This window comes from Pseudomonas sp. R19M, from assembly GCF_050312585.1.
In the GTDB taxonomy this organism is placed as follows: Bacteria; Pseudomonadota; Gammaproteobacteria; order Pseudomonadales; family Pseudomonadaceae; genus Aquipseudomonas; species Aquipseudomonas palleroniana.
The window spans coordinates 183,864-208,168 of record NZ_JBNPJV010000089.1 but is presented as its reverse complement, the minus strand read 5'-3'; the positions used below and the strand labels follow the sequence as shown (position 1 = coordinate 208,168).

The 24,305-nt window shown below is 61.5% G+C and carries 23 protein-coding genes; 12 read left to right on the top strand and 11 right to left on the bottom strand.

Going from position 1 to position 24,305, the window contains the following annotated elements:
* The first annotated feature begins 221 nt into the window (after positions 1-221).
* From ACQRBT_RS20990 to ACQRBT_RS20970, 5 genes are all read left to right on the top strand, one after another.
* On the top strand, positions 222-1,613 hold the full coding sequence (locus ACQRBT_RS20990; RefSeq protein WP_060752571.1) for a GntP family permease: 1,392 nt from the start codon (positions 222-224) through the stop codon (positions 1,611-1,613).
* A gap of 7 nt (positions 1,614-1,620) precedes the next feature.
* A complete protein-coding gene (locus tag ACQRBT_RS20985; protein WP_060752570.1) occupies positions 1,621-2,394 on the top strand; it encodes a 3-hydroxybutyrate dehydrogenase in 774 nt (257 codons plus the stop codon).
* 81 nt (positions 2,395-2,475) lie between these two features.
* Entirely contained in the window at positions 2,476-4,431 is a 1,956-nt protein-coding gene (locus ACQRBT_RS20980; protein WP_412047356.1) for an acetoacetate--CoA ligase, read from the top strand.
* Positions 4,432-4,574: 143 nt separating this feature from the next.
* Positions 4,575-7,112: a PAS domain-containing sensor histidine kinase gene (locus ACQRBT_RS20975; RefSeq protein ID WP_104994014.1), complete on the top strand. Its 2,538-nt coding sequence runs from the start codon at positions 4,575-4,577 to the stop codon at positions 7,110-7,112.
* 50 nt (positions 7,113-7,162) lie between these two features.
* A complete protein-coding gene (locus tag ACQRBT_RS20970; protein ID WP_060752567.1) occupies positions 7,163-7,438 on the top strand; it encodes a peptidylprolyl isomerase in 276 nt (91 codons plus the stop codon).
* A gap of 37 nt (positions 7,439-7,475) precedes the next feature.
* On the opposite strand, the gene ACQRBT_RS20965 is transcribed toward ACQRBT_RS20970, so the two are convergent.
* The 8 genes from ACQRBT_RS20965 to ACQRBT_RS20930 form a co-directional block, all read right to left on the bottom strand.
* A complete protein-coding gene (locus ACQRBT_RS20965; RefSeq protein ID WP_412047355.1) occupies positions 7,476-8,381 on the bottom strand; it encodes a sugar kinase in 906 nt (301 codons plus the stop codon).
* Between the two features lie 110 nt (positions 8,382-8,491).
* On the bottom strand, positions 8,492-9,700 hold the full coding sequence (locus tag ACQRBT_RS20960; protein ID WP_412047354.1) for an amino acid deaminase: 1,209 nt from the start codon (positions 9,698-9,700) through the stop codon (positions 8,492-8,494).
* A gap of 9 nt (positions 9,701-9,709) precedes the next feature.
* Positions 9,710-10,474 carry an IclR family transcriptional regulator gene (locus ACQRBT_RS20955; protein ID WP_060752564.1) on the bottom strand — a complete coding sequence of 255 codons (765 nt, stop codon included), beginning with the start codon at positions 10,472-10,474 and terminating at the stop codon, positions 9,710-9,712.
* 148 nt (positions 10,475-10,622) lie between these two features.
* Positions 10,623-11,012: a RidA family protein gene (locus ACQRBT_RS20950; protein WP_412047353.1), complete on the bottom strand. Its 390-nt coding sequence runs from the start codon at positions 11,010-11,012 to the stop codon at positions 10,623-10,625.
* 14 nt (positions 11,013-11,026) lie between these two features.
* Positions 11,027-11,809, bottom strand: coding sequence for an amino acid ABC transporter ATP-binding protein (locus tag ACQRBT_RS20945; protein ID WP_161549792.1), 783 nt, complete (start codon positions 11,807-11,809; stop codon positions 11,027-11,029).
* Entirely contained in the window at positions 11,806-12,468 is a 663-nt protein-coding gene (locus tag ACQRBT_RS20940; protein ID WP_060752561.1) for an amino acid ABC transporter permease, read from the bottom strand. The genes ACQRBT_RS20945 and ACQRBT_RS20940 overlap by 4 nt, the downstream gene beginning before the upstream one ends.
* A gap of 11 nt (positions 12,469-12,479) precedes the next feature.
* Positions 12,480-13,142: an amino acid ABC transporter permease gene (locus ACQRBT_RS20935; protein WP_060752560.1), complete on the bottom strand. Its 663-nt coding sequence runs from the start codon at positions 13,140-13,142 to the stop codon at positions 12,480-12,482.
* A gap of 52 nt (positions 13,143-13,194) precedes the next feature.
* Positions 13,195-14,043, bottom strand: coding sequence for a transporter substrate-binding domain-containing protein (locus tag ACQRBT_RS20930; RefSeq protein WP_060752559.1), 849 nt, complete (start codon positions 14,041-14,043; stop codon positions 13,195-13,197).
* 332 nt (positions 14,044-14,375) lie between these two features.
* Between ACQRBT_RS20930 and ACQRBT_RS20925 the strand changes: the two genes are divergently transcribed.
* Positions 14,376-14,624: a hypothetical protein gene (locus tag ACQRBT_RS20925; RefSeq protein ID WP_060752558.1), complete on the top strand. Its 249-nt coding sequence runs from the start codon at positions 14,376-14,378 to the stop codon at positions 14,622-14,624.
* Positions 14,625-14,715: 91 nt separating this feature from the next.
* The gene (locus ACQRBT_RS20920; RefSeq protein ID WP_412047352.1) at positions 14,716-15,072 is read left to right on the top strand and encodes a thioredoxin family protein; all 357 of its coding nucleotides are present in this window, start codon (positions 14,716-14,718) and stop codon (positions 15,070-15,072) included.
* Here ACQRBT_RS20920 and ACQRBT_RS20915 read toward each other — a convergent pair.
* The 3 genes from ACQRBT_RS20915 to rpiB all read right to left on the bottom strand — a co-directional run bounded on the left by ACQRBT_RS20915 (position 15,029) and on the right by rpiB (position 18,492).
* Positions 15,029-16,597, bottom strand: coding sequence for a TerC family protein (locus ACQRBT_RS20915; RefSeq protein WP_244699385.1), 1,569 nt, complete (start codon positions 16,595-16,597; stop codon positions 15,029-15,031). The genes ACQRBT_RS20920 and ACQRBT_RS20915 overlap by 44 nt on opposite strands.
* Before the next feature lie 389 nt (positions 16,598-16,986).
* Positions 16,987-17,967 carry a sugar-binding transcriptional regulator gene (locus ACQRBT_RS20910; protein WP_060752556.1) on the bottom strand — a complete coding sequence of 327 codons (981 nt, stop codon included), beginning with the start codon at positions 17,965-17,967 and terminating at the stop codon, positions 16,987-16,989.
* 63 nt (positions 17,968-18,030) lie between these two features.
* Positions 18,031-18,492: a ribose 5-phosphate isomerase B gene (gene rpiB / locus ACQRBT_RS20905; protein ID WP_412047351.1), complete on the bottom strand. Its 462-nt coding sequence runs from the start codon at positions 18,490-18,492 to the stop codon at positions 18,031-18,033.
* A gap of 283 nt (positions 18,493-18,775) precedes the next feature.
* Between rpiB and ACQRBT_RS20900 the strand changes: the two genes are divergently transcribed.
* Genes ACQRBT_RS20900 through ACQRBT_RS20880 form a run of 5 tightly spaced genes read left to right on the top strand, consistent with a single transcriptional unit; the run spans position 18,776 to position 24,236 of the window.
* Positions 18,776-20,263 (top strand): sugar ABC transporter ATP-binding protein, encoded by a 1,488-nt coding sequence (locus tag ACQRBT_RS20900; protein WP_412047350.1) that lies wholly within the window; start codon positions 18,776-18,778, stop codon positions 20,261-20,263.
* Positions 20,260-21,237: an ABC transporter permease gene (locus ACQRBT_RS20895; protein WP_090370553.1), complete on the top strand. Its 978-nt coding sequence runs from the start codon at positions 20,260-20,262 to the stop codon at positions 21,235-21,237. The genes ACQRBT_RS20900 and ACQRBT_RS20895 overlap by 4 nt, the downstream gene beginning before the upstream one ends.
* Before the next feature lie 34 nt (positions 21,238-21,271).
* A complete protein-coding gene (locus tag ACQRBT_RS20890) occupies positions 21,272-22,279 on the top strand; it encodes a substrate-binding domain-containing protein (protein WP_412047349.1) in 1,008 nt (335 codons plus the stop codon).
* 60 nt (positions 22,280-22,339) lie between these two features.
* On the top strand, positions 22,340-23,095 hold the full coding sequence (locus ACQRBT_RS20885; protein WP_090370549.1) for an SDR family oxidoreductase: 756 nt from the start codon (positions 22,340-22,342) through the stop codon (positions 23,093-23,095).
* Positions 23,096-23,120: 25 nt separating this feature from the next.
* On the top strand, positions 23,121-24,236 hold the full coding sequence (locus ACQRBT_RS20880; protein WP_412047348.1) for an MDR/zinc-dependent alcohol dehydrogenase-like family protein: 1,116 nt from the start codon (positions 23,121-23,123) through the stop codon (positions 24,234-24,236).
* Positions 24,237-24,305 lie beyond the last annotated feature (69 nt).

Below are 24,305 nucleotides of genomic sequence, written 5' to 3'. Positions count from 1 at the left end.
GCTCCAGTCAGCATTTTTATTGCCTGGCATACCGCTATCGGGAGCAAGCCCCCTCCCACAGTGGATTTTCACCTGTCTCAAATTAGAGACAAAAATTCAAATTATCAGTCAACTGTCGGAAAATTCTTTTATATATCAACCAGTTAAATTTTTGGCACACATCTAGCTATAGCTCCTCTCCAAAGCACCACCTCACAAAAATAACAATCTGGAGACACACCATGAGTGTGATCATTGCCCTGGCAGCCCTGGCGCTGCTGATGCTGGCTGCCTACCGTGGCTATAGCGTTATCCTGTTTGCGCCCATCGCCGCCCTCGGCGCGGTACTGCTCACCGACCCCTCCGCCGTCGCCCCTGCCTTTACCGGGGTGTTCATGGAGAAAATGGTCGGCTTCATCAAACTCTATTTCCCGGTATTCCTGCTCGGTGCGGTGTTCGGCAAGCTGATCGAGCTGTCGGGCTTTTCGCGTTCGATTGTTGCCGCAGCGATCCGCCTGCTCGGCACCCGCCAGGCGATGCTGGTGATCGTGCTGGTCTGCGCCCTGCTCACCTACGGCGGCGTGTCGCTATTCGTGGTGGTGTTCGCGGTGTACCCGTTCGCCGCCGAGATGTTCCGCCAGAGCAATATCCCCAAGCGCCTGATTCCGGCGACCATCGCCCTCGGCGCGTTCTCGTTCACCATGGACGCCCTGCCCGGCACACCGCAGATCCAGAACATCATCCCCAGCACCTTTTTCAACACCACGGCGTGGGCGGCGCCGTGGCTGGGGCTGATCGGCACGATTTTCGTGTTCTGCGCCGGCATGCTCTACCTGACACGCCAGCGCAACAAGGCACAACGCGCCGCCGAGGGTTATGGCACCGAGTTGCGCAACGAACCGGAAACCGCCGAAAACCTGAGGCTGCCCAACCCTTGGATCGCCCTGTCGCCACTGATTCTGGTGGGCGTGATGAACCTGTTGTTCACCCACTGGATTCCACAGTGGTACGGCAAGACCCACAGCCTCAGCCTCCCGGGCATGAGCGCGCCGGTGACCACCGAGATCGCCAAGCTCACCGCGATCTGGGCGGTGCAGGCGGCACTGTTGGTGGGCATCCTGATGGTGCTGGCATTCGGCTGGTCGGCGATCAAGAGCAAGCTTGCCGACGGCAGCAAAAGTGCGGTCAGCGGCGCCTTGCTGGCGGCGATGAACACCGCATCGGAATACGGCTTCGGCGCGGTGATTGCCTCGCTGCCGGGCTTCCTGGTGCTGGCGGACTGGCTCAAGGGTATCCCCAACCCACTGGTCAACGAGGCGATTACCGTGACCCTGCTGGCCGGTATCACCGGTTCCGCCTCCGGCGGCATGAGCATCGCCCTGGCGGCGATGTCCGAGAGCTTTATTTCGGCGGCCCACGCGGCCAATATTCCGCTTGAAGTGCTGCACCGGGTCGCGGCCATGGCCAGCGGCGGCATGGACACCCTGCCCCACAACGGCGCGGTGATCACGCTGCTGGCGGTCACCGGCCTGACCCACCGCGAAGCCTACAAGGACATTTTCGGCATCACCCTCATCAAGACCCTCGCGGTGTTCGTGGTGATTGGTACTTTCTACGCCACCGGCATTGTGTGAGGTTTTCATGACGACTTTGAATGGCAAGACCGCCCTGGTTACCGGCTCCACCAGCGGCATCGGCCTGGGCATCGCACTGAGCCTGGCCAAGGCCGGCGCCAACCTGATCCTCAACGGCTTCGGCGATGCCAGCGCGGTGATCGCCCAGGTACAGGCGTTCGGCGGCAAGGTCGGCCACCACCCGGCCGACGTCAGCGATCCGGCGCAGATCGCCGACATGATCGCCTATGCCGAGCGTGAGTTCGGCGGCGTCGATATCCTGGTCAATAATGCCGGTATCCAGCATGTGGCGGCGGTAGAAGATTTCCCGGTGGAGCGCTGGGACTCGATCATCGCAATCAACCTGTCCTCGGTGTTCCACAGCACACGCCTGAGCTTGCCGGGAATGAAGGCCAAGGGCTGGGGGCGCATCGTCAACATCGCGTCGGTGCACGGCCAGGTCGGCTCGGTGGGCAAGGCGGCCTATGTGGCGGCCAAGCACGGCGTCATCGGCCTGACCAAAGTCGTGGGCCTGGAGACGGCCACCAGCAACGTCACCTGCAACGCTATCTGCCCAGGCTGGGTGCTGACACCGCTGGTGCAGAAGCAGATTGACGATCGTGCCGCCGCGGGTGTCGATCCCCAGCAGGCGCAGCATGACCTGCTGGCCGAGAAACAACCGTCGCTGGAATTTGTCACCCCACCGCAGCTGGGCGAGCTGGTGCTGTTCCTGTGCAGCGAAGCCGGTGCCCAGGTACGCGGCGCCGCCTGGAATATTGACGGCGGCTGGCTGGCGCAGTAATCCAGACACTGAAGATTCAAATAGGGTGAGGCAGCCCGCCCCCCCCTATTTGATCGTCGTTGACGAACAAGAGATTCGCCTATGTCCGACATCCTCTGGCAACCCTCCCCGGAACGCATCGCCAACACGCGCTTGGACCAGTTCCGCCGCTACATCAACCAACGCTACAGCGTGCAGCTCGACGATTACCCCGCCCTGTACCAGTGGAGCATCGACCAGCGCCCGGATTTCTGGCAGGCCATCGTCAGCTATTTCGACGTAGCGTTTCGCAGCCCGCCCATTGCGACGCTGATCGAAGAGGCCGAGATGCCCAGCGCCCAATGGTTTCCCGGCGCCACGCTGAACTTCGCCGAGCACCTGCTGCGCCGCCGCGATGAGCACCCGGCCGTGGTCGCCATCAGTGAGGATGGCCACCGCGAAGCCTTGACCTACGCCGAACTCGCCCAGCATGTCGCCGGCTTGCAGCGCAGCCTGCGCGACGCCGGCGTAACCCAGGGCGACCGCGTCGCCGCGTGCATGCCCAACACCTGGCAAACCCTGGTGGGCATGCTGGCCACCACCAGCCTCGGCGCGATCTGGTCGTGTTCGTCGCCGGACTTCGGCACCCAGGGCGTGATCGACCGCTTCGGCCAGATCGAGCCCAAAGTGTTGATCACCTGCGCCGGTTACCGTTATGCCGGTAAAGACATCGACCAGAGCGCCAAGCTCAATGAAATCCTCGAACGCCTGCCGTCCCTCGAACAGCTGATCATCGTGCCGTACGCACGACCTCAGGCGCGGGTCGACGACTACCGCAGCCGAGCCAGGGTCACGCTGTGGCACGACTTCTATCAACCTGGCGGCGAGCCCGAGTTTGTGGCCGTGCCGTTCGATCACCCGCTGTACATCCTCTATTCCAGCGGCACCACCGGCGTGCCCAAATGCATCATCCACGGCACCGGCGGCGTGCTGCTCACCCATCTCAAGGAGCACGGCCTGCATGCCGACCTGTCCAGGGATGATTGCCTGTTCTACTACACCACCTGCGGCTGGATGATGTGGAACTGGCTGGTGTCGGTGCTGGCCCTTGGCGCAACCGCAGTGCTATATGACGGCTCGCCATTCCACCCTGGGCCCGAGCGGTTGATCGACCTGATCGATGCGGAACACATCAGCGTGTTCGGCACCAGCCCGAAATTCCTCGCCACCCTGGAAAAAGCCGGGCTGCAACCGCGCCTGAGCCATGATCTGAGCAGCCTCAAGGGTCTGATTTCAACCGGCTCGCCGCTGTCGCCCCACAGCTACGACTATGTGTACCGCGAGATCAAACCCGAGCTGTGCCTGGCGTCGATGTCGGGCGGTACCGACATCGTCTCCTGTTTTGTGATCGGTAACCCGGTGCTGCCGGTGCGGCGTGGCGAAATGCAGTGCAAGAGCCTGGCGATGGCCATCGAAGTGTGGGACGAACACGGCCGGCCGTTGATCGGCGAAAAAGGCGAGCTGGTGTGCACCCGGCATTTTCCGGCGATGCCGATCGGCTTATGGAACGATCCGGACCAGCAGAAACTGCGCGCCTCGTATTTCAGTCAGTTTCCCGGGGTGTGGGCTCAGGGCGACTACGCCGAGCAGCGCCCCCATGGCGGCCTGCTGATCCACGGGCGCTCGGACGCCGTGCTCAACCCCGGCGGCGTGCGGATCGGCACCGCAGAGATCTATCGCCAGGTGGAAAAAATCCCGCAAGTGCTGGAAAGCCTGGCCATCGGCCAACGCTGGCAAGACGATGTGCGTGTAGTGCTGTTCGTACGCCTCAATGACGGTATCGAGCTGGACGACGCCCTGCAACAGCAGATCCGCCAGGTGATCCGCGCCAACACCACACCGCGCCACGTGCCGGCGAGGATTCTCGCCGTCTCCGATATCCCGCGCACCATCAGCGGCAAGATCGTCGAATTGGCGGTGCGCAATGTGGTTCACGGCGAGCCGGTGAAAAACACCGACGCCCTGGCCAACCCGCAGGCCCTGGCGCAGTTTCGCGACCGCCCTGAACTGGCGACATGAAGCAGAAAGGTTTCAGCTTGACGCACTGATTTGAAGACAAACGCCCAATGCATGCTATTTTTCGTGGGGTAGTCAGCCGTTCCCCTCTCACGGGATAATCGGCTTTTGTCGTATTTCAAAGCGTCAAGCGTAGGGTTTTTTTCATGAATGGAACATCCACCGACAGCGAAGCAGCAGTCTTGATCGCGCGGCTGGACTGGGCGCAAAGCCCTCTCGGTGATGCGGCTAACTGGCCGCAAAGCCTGCGCACCGCCGTCGATATTGTCGTCCACTCACCAATGCCGATGCTGCTGTTGTGGGGCAGCCAACTGACCCAACTCTACAATGATGGGTTCGCCCGGCTCGCCGGCAACAAGCACCCCGATGCCTTGGGCCGACCGGCACATGAAACCTGGCCGGAGCTTGAGAGTTTCGCTGCGCCGATCTATGACGCGGTCCTCGGCGGGCAGGTACGCACCTTCAGCGAACAGCGCTTCGTCTTGCAGCGTGACCACCGCGACACCGAGATCTGGCTCGACCTGACCTACAGCCCGGTACGCAATGAGCACGGCACGGTCGCCGGCATCCTGGTCACCGCGATTGAAACCAACGAACGCCGCAGCAAAACCCTCGAACTGCAGCAACGCTCCGAAGACAGCCTCAAGGCCCAGCACAACACCGAACAACGCCTGCAGTTGGCCCTGGCCGCGACCGACGCGGTAGGCACCTGGGATTGGGATATCAGCGAAGACCGCTTTATCGCCGACGCCCATTTCGCCTACCTGCACGGCGTCGACCCGCAAGACGCCGACCTGTTGCCGATCAGCGCGTACCTGCAAGGCGTGCACCCCGAAGACCGTGGCATGGTGGCGCGCAGCATCAAGCACTGCATCACCTTCGGCACCGAATACGCCGAGGAGTACCGCTTGCTGCAAGCCGACGGCCAGTTGCGCTGGGTGTTTGCCCGCGGCCGCTGCTACAAGGACCCGCAGGGTCGCCCGGCACGTTTCCTCGGTGCCGCACTGGACCTGACCGAACGCAAGCACACCGAGCAGGCCCTGCGTCAAAGCCAGACCGAATTGCAGCTGATCATCAACGCCATGCCGGTGCTGATCGGCTACGTCGACCACGAAGAGCGCTTTCGCCTGAACAACAGCGCCTACCTCGACTGGTACGGCCTGACGCCCCAGGAGCTGTACGGTAAAAGCATCCGTGAAGTGCTCGGCGACGAGGTGTATGCCGGGCGCGCCGACAAGATCGCCGCCGCCCTCAAGGGCAAGGCCTGCAGTTTCCTGACCATCACCCCGCATCGCGACGGCCGAGCGCGCCACGCCTTGATGAAGTACCTGCCGCGTTTCAGCAATGACGGTTCGGTCAACGGCTTCTACATCTTTGTGATCGACGAGACCGAACGCATCCTCACTGAAGAAGCCTTGCGTCACCTCAACGAAAACCTCGAAGAACGCGTGGCCCAGCGCACCCAGGCGCTGGCCGAGGCCAACCAGCGCCTGCAAAACGAAATGTTCGAGCGCGAGCGCGCCGAAGACGCACTGCGCCATGCGCAGAAGATGGAGGCGGTGGGCCAGCTCACCGGCGGCATCGCCCACGACTTCAACAATATGCTCACCGGCATCATTGGCAGCCTGGACCTGATGCAGCGTTATATCGCCGCCGGGCGCAGCGACGAAATCGGCCGTTTCACCGACGCGGCGGTGTCCTCCGCCCACCGCGCGGCCGCCCTCACCCACCGGCTACTGGCGTTTTCACGGCGCCAGTCGCTGGACCGTCGGCCGATCGATCCCAACCAGTTGGTGGCCTCCCTGGAAGATCTGTTCCGCCGCACCAAAGGCGCGCATATCACGCTCAAGGTGCAATTGGGCAAGGACATCTGGCCGGTCAACACCGACGCCAGCCAACTGGAAAACGCCCTGCTCAACCTGGTGATCAACGCGCGCGACGCCATGCCCGACGGCGGCGAATTGCTGATCGAAACCGCCAACAGCTATCTGGACGGCACTGATATCACCACCCTGGAACCGGTCAAGGCCGGCGATTACGTGATGCTCGGCGTATGCGATAACGGCACCGGCATGGCGCCGAAAATCCTCGCCAAAGCCTTCGACCCGTTCTTCACCACCAAGCCCATCGGCCAGGGGACGGGCCTGGGGCTGTCGATGATCTACGGCTTTGCCCAGCAGTCCGGCGGACATGTGACCATTCACAGCGAACCGGGCCAGGGCACCTGCGTGCGCCTGTACCTGCCGCGTCTGCATGGCACCGCACTGGAAAGCCGCCAGCCCGCGAACTTGAGCGAAGCCCCGCTGGCATTGGCCGGTGAGTCCGTCGTGGTGGTCGAGGACGACCCTGCCGTGCGGATGCTGGTGGTCAACGTGCTCGGTGAACTGGGCTACACCGCGCACCAGGCTGGCGATGCACGCACGGCGCTGCCGTTGCTGGAGTCGGACCTGCGTGTCGACCTGCTGGTGACCGATGTCGGCCTGCCGGGCCTGAACGGCCGGCAACTGGCGGAAATCGCCCGCCAGCACCGCCCGGGCCTGCGGGTCTTGTTCATGACCGGCTACGCCGAAAAAGCCGCCGAGCGCCAAGGCTTTCTGGAAGACGGCATGGACATGGTCGCCAAACCCTTTTCCATCGAGTTGCTGGCCACGAAAATCCGCAGCATGATCGGCGTTGACGCCTGAGTTCAGGCATAATCGCGCGCCCTGACGTTTGACCGTTGCAAGGTAACAAGATGAAAGCCCTAGCCCGTCACATCCTGGTGAAAACCAGTGAAGAAGCCGAACAGCTCAAGCAACGCATCGCCAAGGGCGAAGCGTTTGATGTGTTGGCCAAAAAGTACTCCACCTGCCCATCGGGCAAGCGCGGCGGCGACTTGGGCGAAGTACGGCCAGGGCAGATGGTCGGGGCGATCGATGCGGTGATCTTCAAGAAACCGGTGAAGGTGGTTCACGGGCCGATCAAGAGCAAGTTCGGGTACCACCTGGTACAGGTGTTCTACCGCGACTGAGTGTTTGACTTGCTCCCGATCCGCCAGAGGCGGCCATTCACCTGGGAATCAATGCCCCTGGCACCTGGATCACCCGGCTAGCCAATCGATGCCCAGCCAAAGCCGCCTGCTCAGGCGAGCCACCCTTCAGCCGACAAGCCAGATACGCCGCACTGAACGAATCCCCCGCTGCCGTGGTGTCCACCACCCTCTCCACCTTCAAGGCCGGCACCGCAAAACGCTCGCCATCACAACGGATCAGACACGCATCCGCCCCACGCTTGAGCACCACCTCGGCCAACCTCGGATACGCTGCGAACACCTGCTCACTGTCGGCATAGCCAAACAATGCACGTTCGTCATCCTCGGTCAGCAAGGCGATATCCACCTCGGCCATGACCTGGTGATACGCCGCGCGCGCCGCCTCGACAGTGGCCCACAGCCGGGGGCGGTAGTTGTTATCGAACACCACCTTGCCGCCGCGTCGACGGGTTTCGATCAGGGCCTGCAGCAAGCGCTGACGCCCGACCTCACCCAGTACCGCCAGGGTGATGCCACTGAAATACACCACGTCGTAACCCGGCAAGGCCGCGAGGACCGGTTCGGCCGCAGGCGTGGTGAAACAATCACGCACGGCGGCCTCGTTGCGCCAATAGAGAAATTTGCGCTCGCCGTTGGCGTCGGTCTGGATGCAGTACAACCCCGGCAAGCGCCCAGGCAAGCGCTGGACCATGCCCAGGCCCACACCTTCTTGTGTCCACTGGGCACACATGGCATCGCTGAAACTGTCATCGCCCAGCGCGGTGACGTAGTCGACACTGCCGCTGTCGCCCAGCTCACGGCGCAGGTACACCGCCGTGTTCAAGGTGTCACCGCCGAAGCTCTGGTGCAGGCTGCCGTCGGCGCGGTGTTGCAATTCGATCATGCATTCGCCGATCAGGGCGATGTGCGGATGGGTGCTCATAGCGATGGTCTCGGGTGTGGCTGATGGCCTCATCGCGAGCAAGCCCGCTCCCACATTTGGAATGCATTTCAACGGTGGGGCGGGCGTGCTCGCGAAAGGAGCGACTCGGTTCAGAAGCAGGTTTCCAGGGACTCGATCACCTGCAACTGCTCATCGACCAGGCAGCCGACCTGCCACTTGTCGAAGGTCAGGCACGGGTGAGAAGTACCGAACGAAAGGATATCGCCGATGCGCAGTTCGACCCCCGGTGCCACGGTCATGAACGCATGCTGGTCCATCACCGCCGTGACCTTGCACGCGCTCACATCATCACCTTGCGCCGGCACAATACCGGCCTTGTAGCGTTTGAGCGGCACCGGCAGACCGGCGTCGTAGGCTACATCGCGCTTGCCCAGGGCGATCACCGCAAAGCCCGGTTCAGGCAGCGACTGCACATGCGCCCAGACTTCCAGGGCCGGGCGCAAGCCTTCGTCGAGGTCGCTGCGGCGGTCGAGCACGCAGCACTGCGCCTCTTTGTAGATGCCATGGTCGTGGGCCACATAGCTGCCCGGCCGCAATACGCTGAGGAAACGGCCGGCGGCGTTCTGGGTTTGAAAAGACTCGGCGATCAGGTCATACCAGGCCGAGCCCGATGCCGTGATGATCGGCTTGGGCAGGTCGAAAGCGCCGCTGTCTTGCAGCTCCACCGCCAAACGCACCAGGCTGGCGGCGAACTCGCGAATGCCGCTGACGGCATGCTCGCCGTGGATCACGCCTTCATATCCTTCGATGCCGGTCAGCGCGAGCGCCGGCTGCGCCTTGATCGCCTTGGCCAGGTCACGCACTTGCTGCTCGCTGCGGCAACCACAACGGCCTCCGACCACGCCGTACTCGATCATCACGTTCAGGCGCAGGCCACAGGCGGCGAAGAACAGGCCCAGGTCGGCGACATTGTCCGGGTGGTCGACCATGCAGTGAAAGTCGAAATCCTGATCGGCCAGCAGGTCGGCGATCAGCGCCATGTTCGGCGCGCCCACCAGCTGGTTGGCCATCAATACACGGCGCACGCCACCGGCATAGGCCGCACGGGTTTGCACGGCGTTGGCCAGGGTGATGCCCCAAGCGCCTGCCGCGATCTGGCGCTGAAACAGCGCAGGCATCATGCTGGTTTTGCCATGGGGCGCGAGCTCGGCGCCGCTGTTGCTGACAAACGCCTGCATCCAGCGGATGTTGTGTGCCAGGGCGTCGCGATGCAGCACCAGCGCCGGCAGGCTGACATCACGGACCAGGTGGGCTCCCACTGCGGCGGCGCCCTTTTCGACAGCATTGAAGGCAGACATGACATGCTCCTATTCGTTGATGCGACGGGCCAGGTTGTTGGCGCTTTCGATCAGCACCCGGCGATAGTCGTGGTAATGGGTGATGGCATCCGCACGCGGTGCGACGATGCACAGCGTCGCGATGCTGACGCCTTGCGCGTCCCTGACCGGGGCGGCAAAGCAATGGGTAAAGGTGTCGGCCACACTGTCGAAGGAAAAGAACCCGTCGAGGGTGGCCTGACGGATTTGCGCCAGGAACGTCTCCAGCGGCAAGCGCTGGCCGTCCGGCAGGATAAAGTCGTCGGGGTCGATCAAGTCGATGATCTGCTGGTCGCTCAAGTGCCCCAGCAACAGGCGCCCGGACGCGGTCCATGGGATCGGCGCGTTTTCACCGATGTCCGACGAAATGCGGAAATGCCGCTCGCCTTCGCGCATCAGCGCCACGGTGTATTTGCGCCCGTTGAGCAGGCACATCTGCGCGGTTTCGCGGGTCTGGCTGACGATTTCCTGCAAGGCATGGTCAGCCTCGCGGGTCAGATCGAAATGGCGCAGGTGCGCCTGGCCGAGAAAATACAGCTGGCGGCCCAGGTAGACATGGCCGTCCTTGCCCACGGTTTCCAGGATGCGCCGCTCGAGCAAGGAGGCGACCAGTTCGTAGACCGTGGACTTGGGGCTGCCGATGCCGTTGGCAATATCATTCGGGCGCAGGGGCTGGCCGACTTCCTTGAGAAAATCGAGGATATCGAATGCACGGTCCAGGCCTTTGGCGCGGCGTTTGATGGTGTCTTCGGTCATAACGGTAATCGGTCCGAGTTATTGATCGTTCCCACGCTCCGCGTGGGAACGCATACCGTGACGCTCTGCGTCACAGAAGCGAACGCAGAGCGTCCGAGGCGGCGTTCCCACGCAGAGCGTGGGAACAATCATTTAGAGTCGGGGGCATTTAGCCTTTTTTCTTGTAGGCCACGCAATCGATCTCGACCTTGCAATCGACCATCATGCTGGCCTGTACGCAGGCCCGCGCCGGAGCGTGTTCCGGGGTGAAGTATTCGCCGAAGACCTTGTTGAAACTCCAGAAGTCCCGTGGGTCTTCCAGCCACACGCCAACGCGGACCACGTCCTTGAGTTCGTAACCGGCCTCTTCGAGGATCGCCACCACATTGCGCAGGGTCTGCCGGGTTTGCTCGACGATGCCGCCGGTGATGATTTCACCGTCCACCGCCGGCACCTGGCCCGAGACGTAGAGCCAACCGTCCGCTTCCGCCGCACGCGCAAAAGGACGTGGCTGGCCGCCGCCGGCGGTGCTACCGGTGCCGTAACGAGTAATGCTCATAAAATAACTCCTGATTAAAAACGAATGTTCTTCAAAAATTCAGCCAGGCGCGGCGATTGCGGGCGTTCGAAGATGTCCTTCGACGAACCTTGTTCCTCAATGCGCCCCTGGTTCATGAATACGATCTTGTCAGACACTTCATAGGCGAAGCGCATTTCATGGGTGACCAGCAGCATGGTCATGCCCTCTTCCGCCAAGCCCTTGATCACACTGAGCACCTCACCGACCAGTTCCGGGTCGAGGGCCGAGGTGACTTCATCGAACAACATCAGGCTGGGGTTCATGGCAATGGCGCGGGCAATCGCCACGCGCTGTTGCTGGCCGCCCGACAATTGCCCGGGAAAGTGGTTACGCCGCTCCAGCAGGCCGACGCGGTCCAGCCATTTTTCGGCCAGGGCCACGGCTTCATCCTTGTTCATCTTCTTGACCTTGAGCAGGCCAAGGGTGACGTTCTGCAGCGCCGTCAGGTGCGGGAACAGGTTGAATTGCTGGAACGCCATGCCGGTCATCGCCCGGTGCTGGGCGATCACACGCTCGGGGTGGCGCACACGCTTACCGGCAACTTCGCTGTAGCCGATGGACTCGCCGTCCAGGGTGATCTGCCCGCCCTGGAACTCTTCGAGCAGGTTGACGCAGCGCAACAGCGTGGTCTTGCCCGAGCCGCTGGAGCCGATCAACGTCACCACGTTACCGCGTTGCATGGACAGGTCGACGCCCTTGAGCACTTCCACCTGACCGTATTGTTTACGCAGGCCGCTGATGTTCAGCAGCGGTTGCTGGGTTTGAGGTTGATTCATGGCAAGGCCACCCGCTTTTCAAGGTAACGCCCGAACAGCTCGATGGCGTAGTTGATGACAAAGAACAGAAAACCCGCGAACAGGTAGAACTCCAGGGTCATGAAGGTACGTGCGATCACCTGCTGGGTGCTGAGCAGCAACTCGGCCACGCCGATCACCGAGAGCAAGGTCGAGGCCTTGACGATTTCCGTGGAGGAATTGACCCAGGTCGGCAGGATCTGGCGCAGCGCCTGGGGCAATAGCACGTAACCCAGGGACTGGTAGAACGTCAGGCCGATGGCCTTGCCCGCCTCCAGTTGCCCACGCGGAATGGCTTGCAGTGCGCCGCGCACGATTTCCGAGACGTGGGAACCACAGAATAACGTCAACCCGACCGCGCCGGCCTGGAATGCGCTGATGTGCCAGCCAAGGGCCGGCAGCATGTAGAAACACGCCAACACCAGCACGAATACCGGCGTACCGCGGATCAAGTCGACATACAGACGAAACGGTGCACGCATCCAGAACTTGCCGTACGTCAGGATCAACCCGGCGACGATGCCGATCAGCGTGCCGAAAACAATCGCCAGCGCCGAGCAATACACGCTGGTTTCAAACCCCGCCCAAAGGGTATCCCGGGCGACCCACAACTCGTGCAACCAGCTGGGAGATTCGTACATGGAAACCCTCCTTAACGACGGATCGCCAGACGCTGTTCCAGGTAACGGAGCAGCATGGCAATCAGGTAACAGGCGGCCACATAGAGCGCCGTCGTGACCAGCCAGGTTTCGATGACCCGGTAGCTCTCGACGTTGATCTTGCGGGCGTAGTAAGTCAGTTCGGGCACCGCGATGGCGGCGGCCAGCGAGGTGTCCTTGAACAGCGAAATGAAATTGTTCGACAGCGCCGGCAGCACGTTGCGCAGCATCACCGGCACCGTGATGTAGGCACGGATGCGCCACTCACCCAAGCCGATGGCCAGGCCGGCTTCACGCAAACCCTTGGGAATGTTCAACAGCCCGGCGCGGAACACTTCGGTCAGATAGGCACCGGCGTACAACGACAAGGTGATGATGAACGACGGGATCTTGTCCAGACGGATGCCCAGGCTGGGCAATGCAAAATAGATCAACAGGATCAGCACGAGGATCGGCGTGTTGCGGATCACCGTCACATACACCGAGGCGAAGAGGCGCAACGCACGGTGCCTGGACAGCATGGCAAACGCCATCATCAGGCCGATCACGCAGCCGATGGCGATCGACAGCAACGCCAGCTCAAGGCCGAGGCCAAGCCCTGCCAGCAAGCTGGGGAAGTCGCGCCACACGGCGGCAAAGTTCAACTGATAGTTCATGGTCGGCGGTACCTGAAACGGGGCGCCATGTGCGGCGCCCGCGGTTTACACATCACTTGAATTCAACCGGGAAACCAATCGCAGGCTCCGGCAGATCTACGCCGAACCATTGCTTGAACGAGGCTTTGTAGGTCGGGAACTCCACGCCGGTCATGGCTTCATGCAGCGCGGTGTTGACGAAGTTCAGCCAGTCCTGGTCGCCACGCTTGACGGCACACGCATAGGTTTGCGGGCTCCAGGCATAGGCCGGGCTGCGATAGCGACCAGGGTTCTGCACCATCAGGTACTTGACCGAAGACTGGTCGGTGGCGGCGGCATCGGCGCGACCGGAGTTCACGGCCTGGTACATCAGGTCGACGCTGTCGTACTGATCGACCTTGGCCTTGGGCAGTGCCTGGTGCACCAACTCTTCGGCATACACGTTTTGCAGCACGGCTACGGTGACGCCGTCGCCGGCGGCCTGCAGGTCTTCGATCTCTTTGTACTTGCTGTTGTTCGGCAACAGCAGGCCCACCCCTTCGCGGTAGTACGGCAAGGTAAAGGCAACCTGCTGCGCACGGCTGGCGGTAACGGTGATGAACTGGCAACTCATGTCGACCTTGTCGGTCAGCAGGTTGGGAATACGGGCGTCGGAGGACTGCACCACAAACTCCACCTTGCTCGGGTCGTTGAACAACCCCTTGGCCACGATGCGGCCGATGTCGATATCAAACCCCTGCAACTTGCCATCCGCTCCCTGGAAGTGCCACGGCGCATTGGTACTGCCTGTACCCACGATCAGATGCCCACGCTTGAGCACATCATCGAGCTTGCTGTCCGCCGCCTGCACCAGGCTTGCGAGGGAAGCCGATGCGGCGAAGAGAAAAACACACGCTTTAAACACGGAAGGTCGGTGATGCATGACAAGCACTCCAGGGATTGTTTATTCCGCTATACCGGAACTTGGTTTGTAACAACGGAATAGACAGCAGAAAGTGTGCCACACGCGTCAGCAGAAAAATATGAACGGGATAAAGTCGTTATAAATCAGCGTGCTAATTCAAATAGCCGTAGAAGGCGTTGCGCCAGCACCCAAGGCCACCTTGCTACCCAATGCCCCACCACCCAGTGATTGCTCCAGCAAAGTGCGTCACAAGCGTGTTACCGCGCCCCCTTCGAGTGCGCCCACACCGGTGCAAAAACGCCTGCGCTGGACTAGCCTTGGCAGATTGCCGCCCCACAAGGACCTCACTGATGAAGCTCAGCCTTATTCTGGTTCTGCTCAGCTTTCTGGCCGCCGGCAGCGTTTCAGCTGCCAGCGACCGCCACGAATGCACGCAAGAACTGCAAAAACTCAAGGAAGCCTTCGACACCAACTACACCAGCCAGAACCATCACGGCTATCGCAAGGCCAAGGCCTCTCGGGACAATGAGGAATACCGCAAATGTGCGAGCCAGGCGCGCAAGGAACGCGAGCGACTGGAGCGCGACCGCGACGCGTAAGGTGCAGGTACCTGTGAAGGTTGACAGTAGACGCGGGAAATCCCTGGGCTTAGCGTTGGTCCGAAAACCATCCGTCGACAGGGACATCATCATGGGAATCGCTAAAGAGGTCATTAACAGCAATGAGGACTATCACTCGATACTGGCCGCGTACGAGACGGTGTTCCTGCTGTTTGTTTCAGCGACCTGCCCGGCGTGCGAGCGTGCCGTGCAGCTTTTCGAGCCCGTCGCCAAAGCCTATGAACACAGGGTGAAGAGCCTGGTGCTTGATACGGCAACCACCCCGCGGCTTGAGCCGGTGACGGGCACTCCGACCCTGGTCACTCATGTGGATGGTAAACTCAAGGAAGTCTTCAAGGGGTTTGGCCCCTGGGAAACCCAGGAGCAAACCATCGAAGCGATATTCAGCCGCTATGCCCAGCCAGGGGCATCAGACGCACCTGCGTGACCCGCCGCTCCTCCACTGCCGCCACCGCCAGGCGCCAGCCTGCATGTTCCAGGCTGTCGCCCACCACCGGCAGGCGGTCGAGCAGGCTCATCACCAGGCCGGCCAGGGTCTGGTAATCCTCGGTGGCTACGGCATTGAAGCCAGTGCGCTGACTGACCTGGCTCAGGGTCAATGCGCCGTTGGCGCGGAAGCCGTTGCCTTCCTCGACGATATCCGGCCCCTCGATTTCGCTGGCATCGGGCAATTCACCGGCAATGGATTCCAGAATGTCGGTCATGCTCAACACGCCCATGAAATCGCCGAACTCGTTGATCACGAAGGCAATGTGGGTGGATTCCTGGCGCATCTGCTCCAGGGCGTTGAGGATCGAAAAACTCTCCAGCAGGTTGATCGCACGGCGCGCCAGGCGCTCAAGGTCAGGCTCATGACCGGCCAGGTACTCCTTGAGCAGCTCCTTTTTGTGCACAAAGCCCAGCGGTTCATCCACCGCACCGTGGCGGATTAACGGCAAACGCGAGTAGGACGAATGCATCAGCTTCAGGCGAATCGTCTCGGGATCGTCCGCCAGGTCGATACAGTCGACCTTGGCCCTGGGCGTCATCAACGTGCGGATCGGCCGCTCGGCCAGTTGCAGCACGCCGCTGATCATCACGCGCTCGCGCCGATCAAATAACGGCCCCTGGCTGGCGTCGGGCTCGCCCAGCAAGTCAGCCACGTCGTCATCCATGCCTTCCACCGCTAGGCTGCGGCCACCCAACAAGCGCATGACCGCATGCGCGGTACGCTGGCGAACCGGCAGCGTACCTTGCGCCGACTTCTTGCGACGGGCACGGGCAATCTGGTTGAACAGTTCGATCAGGATCGAGAAGCCGATCGCCGCATACAGATAGCCCTTCGGAATATGGAAGCCCAAGCCCTCGGCGGTCAGGGCAAAACCAATCATCATCAAAAAGCCCAGGCACAACATGATCACCGTCGGGTGCGCGTTGACGAAACGGGTCAGCGGCTTGCTCGCCACAATCATCAGGCCGATGGATACGATCACCGCGATCATCATCACGGCCAACTCGTCGACCATACCCACAGCGGTAATCACCGCATCCAGGGAGAACACCGCGTCGAGCACCACGATCTGCGCCACGATCGGCCAGAACATCGCATAGGCGACATTGCCCGTGCGCTGGGCCACATGACCTTCTAGCCGCTCGTGCAGTTCCATGGTGGCTTTGAACAACAGGAACACGCCACCAAACAGCATGATCAGGTCACGGCCGGAGAAGCTCTTGTCGAACACCTCGAACAGCGGCTGGGTGAGGGTCACCAACCAGGAAATACTTGCCAGCAGGCCCAGGCGCATCAGCAACGCCAGGGACAAACCGATCAACCGCGCACGGTCGCGTTGCTCCGGCGGCAACTTGTCGGCCAGGATCGCGATAAACACCAGGTTGTCGATACCCAGCACCAGTTCCAGCACAATCAACGTCAACAGGCCGAGCCAGGCCGTGGGGTCCGCTAACCACTCCATTTATAGAACCTCTTTAGAATTTTTCAGAATGCCGGGCACGGCAATGTGCGGTCGATGGACCGGGACAAGGTTAGCAGGCGCAATACGGTAGGGTTTCAGCTGGAACAGCGGCAATGGTGGTCTTGGGGAAAGACGACTGGGAGGCTCCGAGAGGGTGTTCATGCAGGTCCTGAAATCATAAAAGGACTTGAATCGTACAGCCTGAACACAAATTTCCTACAACGCAAAACTATTACAAAACCTGTCCTCAACGCCGCCCCGCCACCCTGTGGGAGGGGGCTTGCTCCCGATGACAGCCTGTCAGTCAACCTATCTACCGACTGATCCGCCTCCATCGGGAACCAGCCGAATCATCGCACCGCCCCACCCTCATTCCGATCTCGGCTGAGTCAGCCTTTACGGGTGGCATCATCCAGCGCCAGGATGGTGTGAGCGTTGGTAACCGTCGTTGCCAGCGTGTTGATCACCCCCGAGCGCAACGCACCCAGCGTCGCCGCCGCCTTGGTGTTTTCGCTGGCAATCGCTACCACATCCGGAATGCGGACCAGCTCCTGTACCGTCAAGCCGATCACCCGCCCTTGAATGGCGTTGACCGCCGGCTGGCCATGAATGTCGATGAAGTCATAGCCCATCATGTCCCCGACCGTACCGGACAACCGCGCCTGGGCAATCTCCTGGGGCGAGAACCAGCCCATGCGCACCATATTGCTGTTTTCGCTCATATCGCCAATGCCGATCAACGCGATGTCAGCGCGCCGGGCGCGGTCGAGCGTGGAGCGCACGGTGTCGTTGTTGATCAGTACGCCCCGCAATTCCGGGTTGGCCACCAAGGCAGGGGCATACAGACTTTCACTTTCACCACCAAAGCGCAGCGCCAGGCGCCGGCAGATATGGTCAGGGTTCATGTATTCGCCGGCCTTGAGCGAACCACCGATAGCACACACAAATGTGCAGTTGCGCGTCACCGGCAGGAAGACGTTATCGGCCACTGCGCCGACATTGCGCCCCATGCCTACGGCGACGATCATGCCATCGCTCAACGTTTTGTTCAGGTAGTTGGCCACCAGGCTGGCGACTGCCGAGCGCTGGGTGTCGGGGTCGCTATGGTCGACCGCGATCAACGCACGATCCAACTTGAAGCGCTCCACCAACGCCCGCTCCAGTTCGTTGTTCATCGCCGGATGCTGCAAGACGCGCACCTCGACGATGCCTTCATCCCGCGCACGCTTGAGCAGGCGGCTGACCTTGGCCCGCGACAGATCGAAGCGCTTGGCGATGGCTTCCTGAGTGACGTTCTCAAGGTAATAGAGCATCGCCACTTCGGTCATCTGATCGATATCGCTGGCAATGCGCTGGGTACTGTCACTCATGGGGACGGGCTTCCGTTTCGGCGTCAAAGGCGCATTCTCCCGACTCTTGCCCCGTTTAGTCCACTACTGATGCCTATCGCGCTCAATCGCATTGATGCGCTCGACCTTGGCCCCGGAACGCGTCGCTTCGAACTCCGACTCCAGAAATGCCTTGACGATGCTTTTGGCCAACTCCGCACCGATCACTCGCGCACCGATGGACAGTATCTGCGCATCGTTGCTCTTGCGGGCACGCTCCGCCGAGTAGGTATCGTGAGCCTGGGCTGCACGAATGCCCAATACCTTGTTCGCGGAAATGGCCATGCCGATACCGGTGCCGCACACCAGCACACCCAGGCGTTGCTCACCGGCATTAATGGCGTTGGCCACGGCCAGGGCGATATCCGGATACAGCACCGGCGCGGTGGAATGAGTGCCGAAGTCGGTGACCGGATAACCCAGCGCCTCGATATGACGCTTCAACAGCTCCTTGAGCTCGAAACCCGCTTCATCGCATCCGATAGCCACCGGGAAAGGTGTGTTCATGGCGTCTGACTCCGCTGCCGTGTTTATGCTTATGACTGATCAAATGATCATTCAATGAAATTTCTCTCAGTCATTTCGCTTGCATTCACCCCTTCCTGTCAAGCAAGTTCTAACTGACCCAGCAGTCAAAGCGGCCTAAAAAGGCGATATTGCCATCCAAGACCAGAATCATGGCTTTTCAATGAAAGAGATTGACTGATCAGAATTTCATTTGATACACATATGATCACAGCAAAACATGACTGTGCGACCTAATAAGAATTCACAGCACGAGGACACGCCGATGGCTACGCCATTACTGCTCCAGGCTGAACACGTCGCCAAGGCTTATGCCGGGGTGCCTGCCCTGCGTGATGGGCGCCTCTCGCTGCGGGCCGGCAGCGTCCACGCCCTGTGCGGTGGCAATGGCGCAGGCAAATCGACGTTCCTGAGTATCCTGATGGGCATCACCCAACGTGACGCCGGGACCATTCTGCTCAACGGCGCACCGGTGCAGTTCAACCGCCCAGGCGAAGCCTTGGCGGCGGGGATCGCGATGATCACCCAGGAGCTGGAGCCCATCCCCTACATGACCGTCGCCGAAAATATCTGGCTGGGCCGCGAACCGCGCCGCGCCGGCTGCATCGTCGACAGCAAGACCCTCAACCGTCGCACCCGCGAGCTGCTTGAAAGCCTGGAGTTCGACGTCGACGCGACCCAGCCCATGCACCGCCTGAGCGTGGCGCAGATCCAACTGGTGGAAATCGCCAAGGCATTCAGCCATGACTGTCAGGTGATGATCATGGACGAACCCACCTCGGCCATCGGCGAGCGCGAGGCTGAAACCCTGTTCAAGGCGATCCGCCGGCTCACCGCCCGAGGTGCCGGTATCGTGTATGTGTCGCACCGCCTGAGCGAGCTGGCGCAGATCGCCGACGACTACAGCATCTTTCGCGATGGCGCCTTTGTGGAAAGCGGGCGCATGGCGGATATCGATCGCAACCACCTGGTGCGTGGCATCGTCGGCCAGGAACTGACGCGCATCGACCACAAGGTCGGCCGCGAATGCGCCGCCAGTACCTGCCTGCAAGTGGACAACCTGAGTCGCGCCGGCGAATTCCACGACATCAGCCTGCAACTGCGCCAGGGGGAAATCCTCGGCATCTATGGCCTGATGGGGTCGGGGCGCAGTGAATTCCTCAACTGCATCTATGGCCTGACCACACCGGATTCCGGCAGCGTCACCCTGCACGGCAAGCCCATGCCGATCGGCCTGCCCAAGGCCACGATCAATGCCGGCGTATCCCTGGTTACCGAAGACCGTAAAGACAGCGGCCTGGTGCTGACCGGCAGCATTCTTTCCAACATTGCCCTGTCGGCCTACAAGCGCTTGTCGAACTGGTCGTTGATCAATGCGCGCAAGGAAACCCAACTGGCCCGCGACATGGTCAAGCGCCTGCAGATCAAGACCACGTCACTGGACCTGCCGGTGGCCTCCATGAGCGGCGGCAACCAACAGAAAGTCGTGCTCGCCAAATGCTTGTCCACCGAGCCGGTGTGCCTGCTGTGCGATGAACCGACCCGCGGTATCGACGAAGGCGCCAAGCAGGAGATCTACCACCTGCTCGACCAGTTCGTGAGGGCCGGCGGCGCGGCCATCGTGGTGTCGTCGGAAGCCCCCGAGTTGCTGCACCTGAGTGATCGCATCGCCGTATTCAAAGGCGGCAGGCTGGTGACCGTCAGCACTGACACCGCCCTTTCCCAGGAAGCCTTGTTGAGTCTTGCCTCATGAATGCCAAAACCCTTGCTGCTCCGATTACCGCCGCGCCGCGCAATCGCCTGCGCCTTTCCATCGACCGCTTCGGCCTGCCGCTGGTGTTTATCCTGCTGTGCGGGGTGATGGCATTTTCCAGCGAATACTTCATGACCTGGCGTAACTGGATGGACATCCTGCGCCAGACCTCCATCAACGGCATCCTGGCCGTAGGCATGACCTACGTGATCCTGACCAAGGGCATCGACCTGTCGGTGGGCTCGATCCTGGCCTTCGCCGGGCTGTGCAGCGCCATGGTTGCCACTCAGGGCTACGGCCTGCTGGCCGCCGTGAGCGCGGGGATGTTTGCCGGGGCGATGCTCGGCGTAGTGAACGGCTTCATGGTCGCCAATCTGTCGATCCCGCCCTTCGTGGCGACCTTGGGCATGCTCAGCGTGGCGCGAGGCATGACGTTCATCCTCAATGACGGCAGCCCGATCACCGACCTGCCCGACGCTTACCTGGCCCTGGGCATCGGCAAGATCGGCCCGATAGGTGTGCCGATCATCATCTTTGCCGTGGTCGCGCTGATCTTCTGGATGGTGCTGCGCTACACCACCTACGGCCGTTATGTGTACGCGGTAGGCGGCAACGAAAAGAGCGCACGCACTTCCGGCATTGGCGTACGCAAAGTGATGTTTTCGGTGTATGTGGTTTCGGGCCTGCTCGCCGGGCTGGCCGGCGTGGTGCTGTCAGCCCGCACCACTTCCGCCCTGCCCCAGGCCGGAGTGTCCTATGAGCTGGACGCGATTGCCGCAGTGGTGATCGGCGGCACCAGCCTGTCGGGCGGCACCGGCAGCATTGTCGGCACGCTGTTTGGTGCGCTGTTGATCGGCGTGATCAACAACGGGTTGAACCTGCTCGGCGTGTCCTCCTATTACCAGCAGGTCGCCAAGGGCCTGATCATCGTGTTCGCAGTACTGATTGACGTGTGGCGCAAGAAAAAACCCTAGAGAACGACCCACAACAACAACCGGAGTTCTACTCATGAAACTTGGTACCACCTTGGCCGCCGTGGCGGCCCTCTCCCTGCTCGCCAGCAGTATCACCCTGGCCGCCGAAGGCAAGACCTACAAAATCGGCGCGGCCGTCTACGGCCTCAAGGGTCAGTTCATGCAGAATTGGGTGCGCGAACTGAAGGAACACCCGGCCGTCAAGGACGGCACCGTGCAGTTGACCATTTTCGACGGCAACTACGACGCCCTGACCCAGAACAACCAGATCGAAAACATGGTGACCCAGCACTACGACGCCATCCTGTTCGTGCCGATCGACACCAAGGCCGGCGTCGGCACCGTCAAGCAAGCCATGAGCAACGACGTAGTGGTCATCGCGTCCAATACCAAAGTCGCCGATGCCGCCGTCCCTTATGTGGGTAACGACGACGTGGAGGGTGGTCGCCTGCAAGCCCAGGCCATGGTCGACAAGCTCAACGGCAAAGGCAACGTGGTGATCATCCAGGGCCCGATTGGCCAATCGGCGCAAATCGACCGGGAAAAAGGCGAGTTGGAAGTGCTCGGTAAACACCCCGAGATCAAGATCATCGAGAAAAAAACCGCCAACTGGGACCGCGCCCAGGCCCTCGCACTGACCGAAGACTGGTTGAACGCCCACCCCAAAGGCATCAACGGCGTGATCGCGCAGAACGATGACATGGCCCTGGGCGCCGTGCAGGCGCTGAAGTCCCACGGCTTGACCGCCAAAGACGTGCCAGTGACCTCGATTGACGGCATGCCCGATGCGATCCAGGCGGCGAAGAAAGGCGAAGTCACCACCTTCCTCCAGGACGCCCAGGCCCAGTCCCAAGGTGCGCTGGATGTAGCGCTGCGCGCCTTGGCCGGCAAGGACTACAAACCCCAGTCGGTGATCTGGGAGCGCTATGCCAAAGAGCTGAAATGGGCTGAGGGCACGGCCAAGAACTACATCCTGCCGTGGGTGCCGGTGACCGACGCCAACGCCGACACCCTGTACAAACAAGTCAGCGGCGGCAAATAGCTATTGGCCTGAAACACCGCCCACATTGGATCGTCACAGCGCTCACAAGAGGAGCCATGCATGTCTGGATTCTGGAACCAAGCCTTCGACCTCAGCGGCCGTTGCGCCGTGATCACCGGCGGTGCCGCCGGGATCGGCCTGGCCTGCGCCACCCTGCTGGCCGAACGCGGCGCCCGCGTGGCGCTGCTGGACCGTGATCCGGCGGTCGTGGATGTCGCGGCAAGCCTGGGTGCCGAACATCTGGGTATCGCCGTCGACCTCAGCCGGATCAGCCAGGTGCAACACACCATCGACCAGGTGTTCGAACACTTCCAACGCCTGGACTACTTGATCAACAGCGCCGGCATCGCCCTGCTGGACAAAGCCATCGACGTCAGCGAAAGCGCCTGGGACAGCACCCTGGACATCAACCTGAAAGCCAGTTTTTTCGTGGCCCAGGCCTGCGCCAGGCACATGCTGGCCCAGGGCGCCGGGCGTATCGTCAACCTCGCCTCCCAGGCTGCCGTGATCGGCCTCGATCGCCACGTTGCCTATTGCGCCAGCAAGGCCGCGATCGTCGGCATGACCAAGGTATTGGCCATGGAATGGGCGCCGCAGATCAACGTCAACGCCATCTCCCCGACCATCGTCGAAACCGCCCTGGGCAAGAAAGCCTGGGCCGGTGAAGTGGGTGAGCGGGCCAAACTGCAGATCCCGGCGGGCCGTTTTGCCCAGCCCGAAGAAATCGCCGGGCTGGCGCTGTACCTGCTCAGCGATGCCGCACAGATGATTACCGGCGCCAACATGGTGATCGACGGCGGCTACAGCATTCAGTAATTCTTTTTTGTCGTGAGGTTCTGTCATGTCCACCGCTACCGAACGCACACCTGATCAACTGCAGCCGGTCATCCCGAAAACCATGCAGGCCGTGGTCTGCCACGGCCCGGAAGACTATCGCCTGGAAACCGTCGACGTCCCGACGCCTGGCCCCGATGAAATCCTCACCAAAGTCGAGCTGTGCGGTATCTGCATGGGCGACATCAAGACCTATCGCGGCGCGCCGTCGTTCTGGGGCGATGCCGAACAACCGCGCTACGTGAAACCGCCGATGATTCCCGGGCATGAGTTTGTCTGCCGTGTGGTCGCCCTCGGCCCGGGCGCGCAAAAGCGGGGTGTACAGGTCGGCGACCGGGTGATCTCCGAGCAGATCGTGCCCTGCTGGGGCTGCCGCTTCTGCAACCACGGCCAGTACTGGATGTGCCAGAAGCATGACCTCTACGGCTTCCAGAACAATGTCCAGGGGGCGATGGCCCAGTACATGATCTTCACCAAGGAGGGCATCATCCACAAAGTGCCGGAATCCATCGCCCCCGATGAAGCGATCCTGATCGAGCCGCTGGCCTGTTCGCTGCACGCCGCCGAGCGCGCCAATGTCGACCACGACGACGTTGTGGTGGTCGCCGGCGCCGGCACGCTGGGCCTGGGCATCATCGGCGCCGTGCGCCTGCGCAATCCGAAAAGGCTCATCGTGCTGGACATGAAGCCAGAACGCGCCGCCCTCGCCCTGCGCCTGGGCGCCGACGAAGTCTGGAACCCGGCCGAGGTCGACGTCATGGCCAAAATCCGCGAGATCACCGATGGCTACGGCTGCGATATTTATATCGAGGCCACCGGGCACCACAAAGCGGTCAACCAGGGCCTGGCAATGCTGCGCAAACTGGGGCGCTTCGTCGAGTTCAGCGTGTTCAACGACGAAGCCACGGTCGACTGGTCGATCATCGGCGACCGCAAGGAACTCGATATCCTCGGCTCCCACCTGGGGCCTTACATGTACCCGCGCGCCATCGACTTTATTGGTAACCGCAAGATCGACATGCGCGATGTGGTGACCCACACGTTCGCACTCGCGGATTTCAAGGAGGCGTTTGCAGTGATGGAGCGCGGAGACAAGTCGCTCAAGGTTGTGCTCAAACCTTAGGCGCACCACCTGGGAGCAAGCCGCTCCACACTGGATTGTTGTCGTCCAACAGAACAAGAACACAGGAAC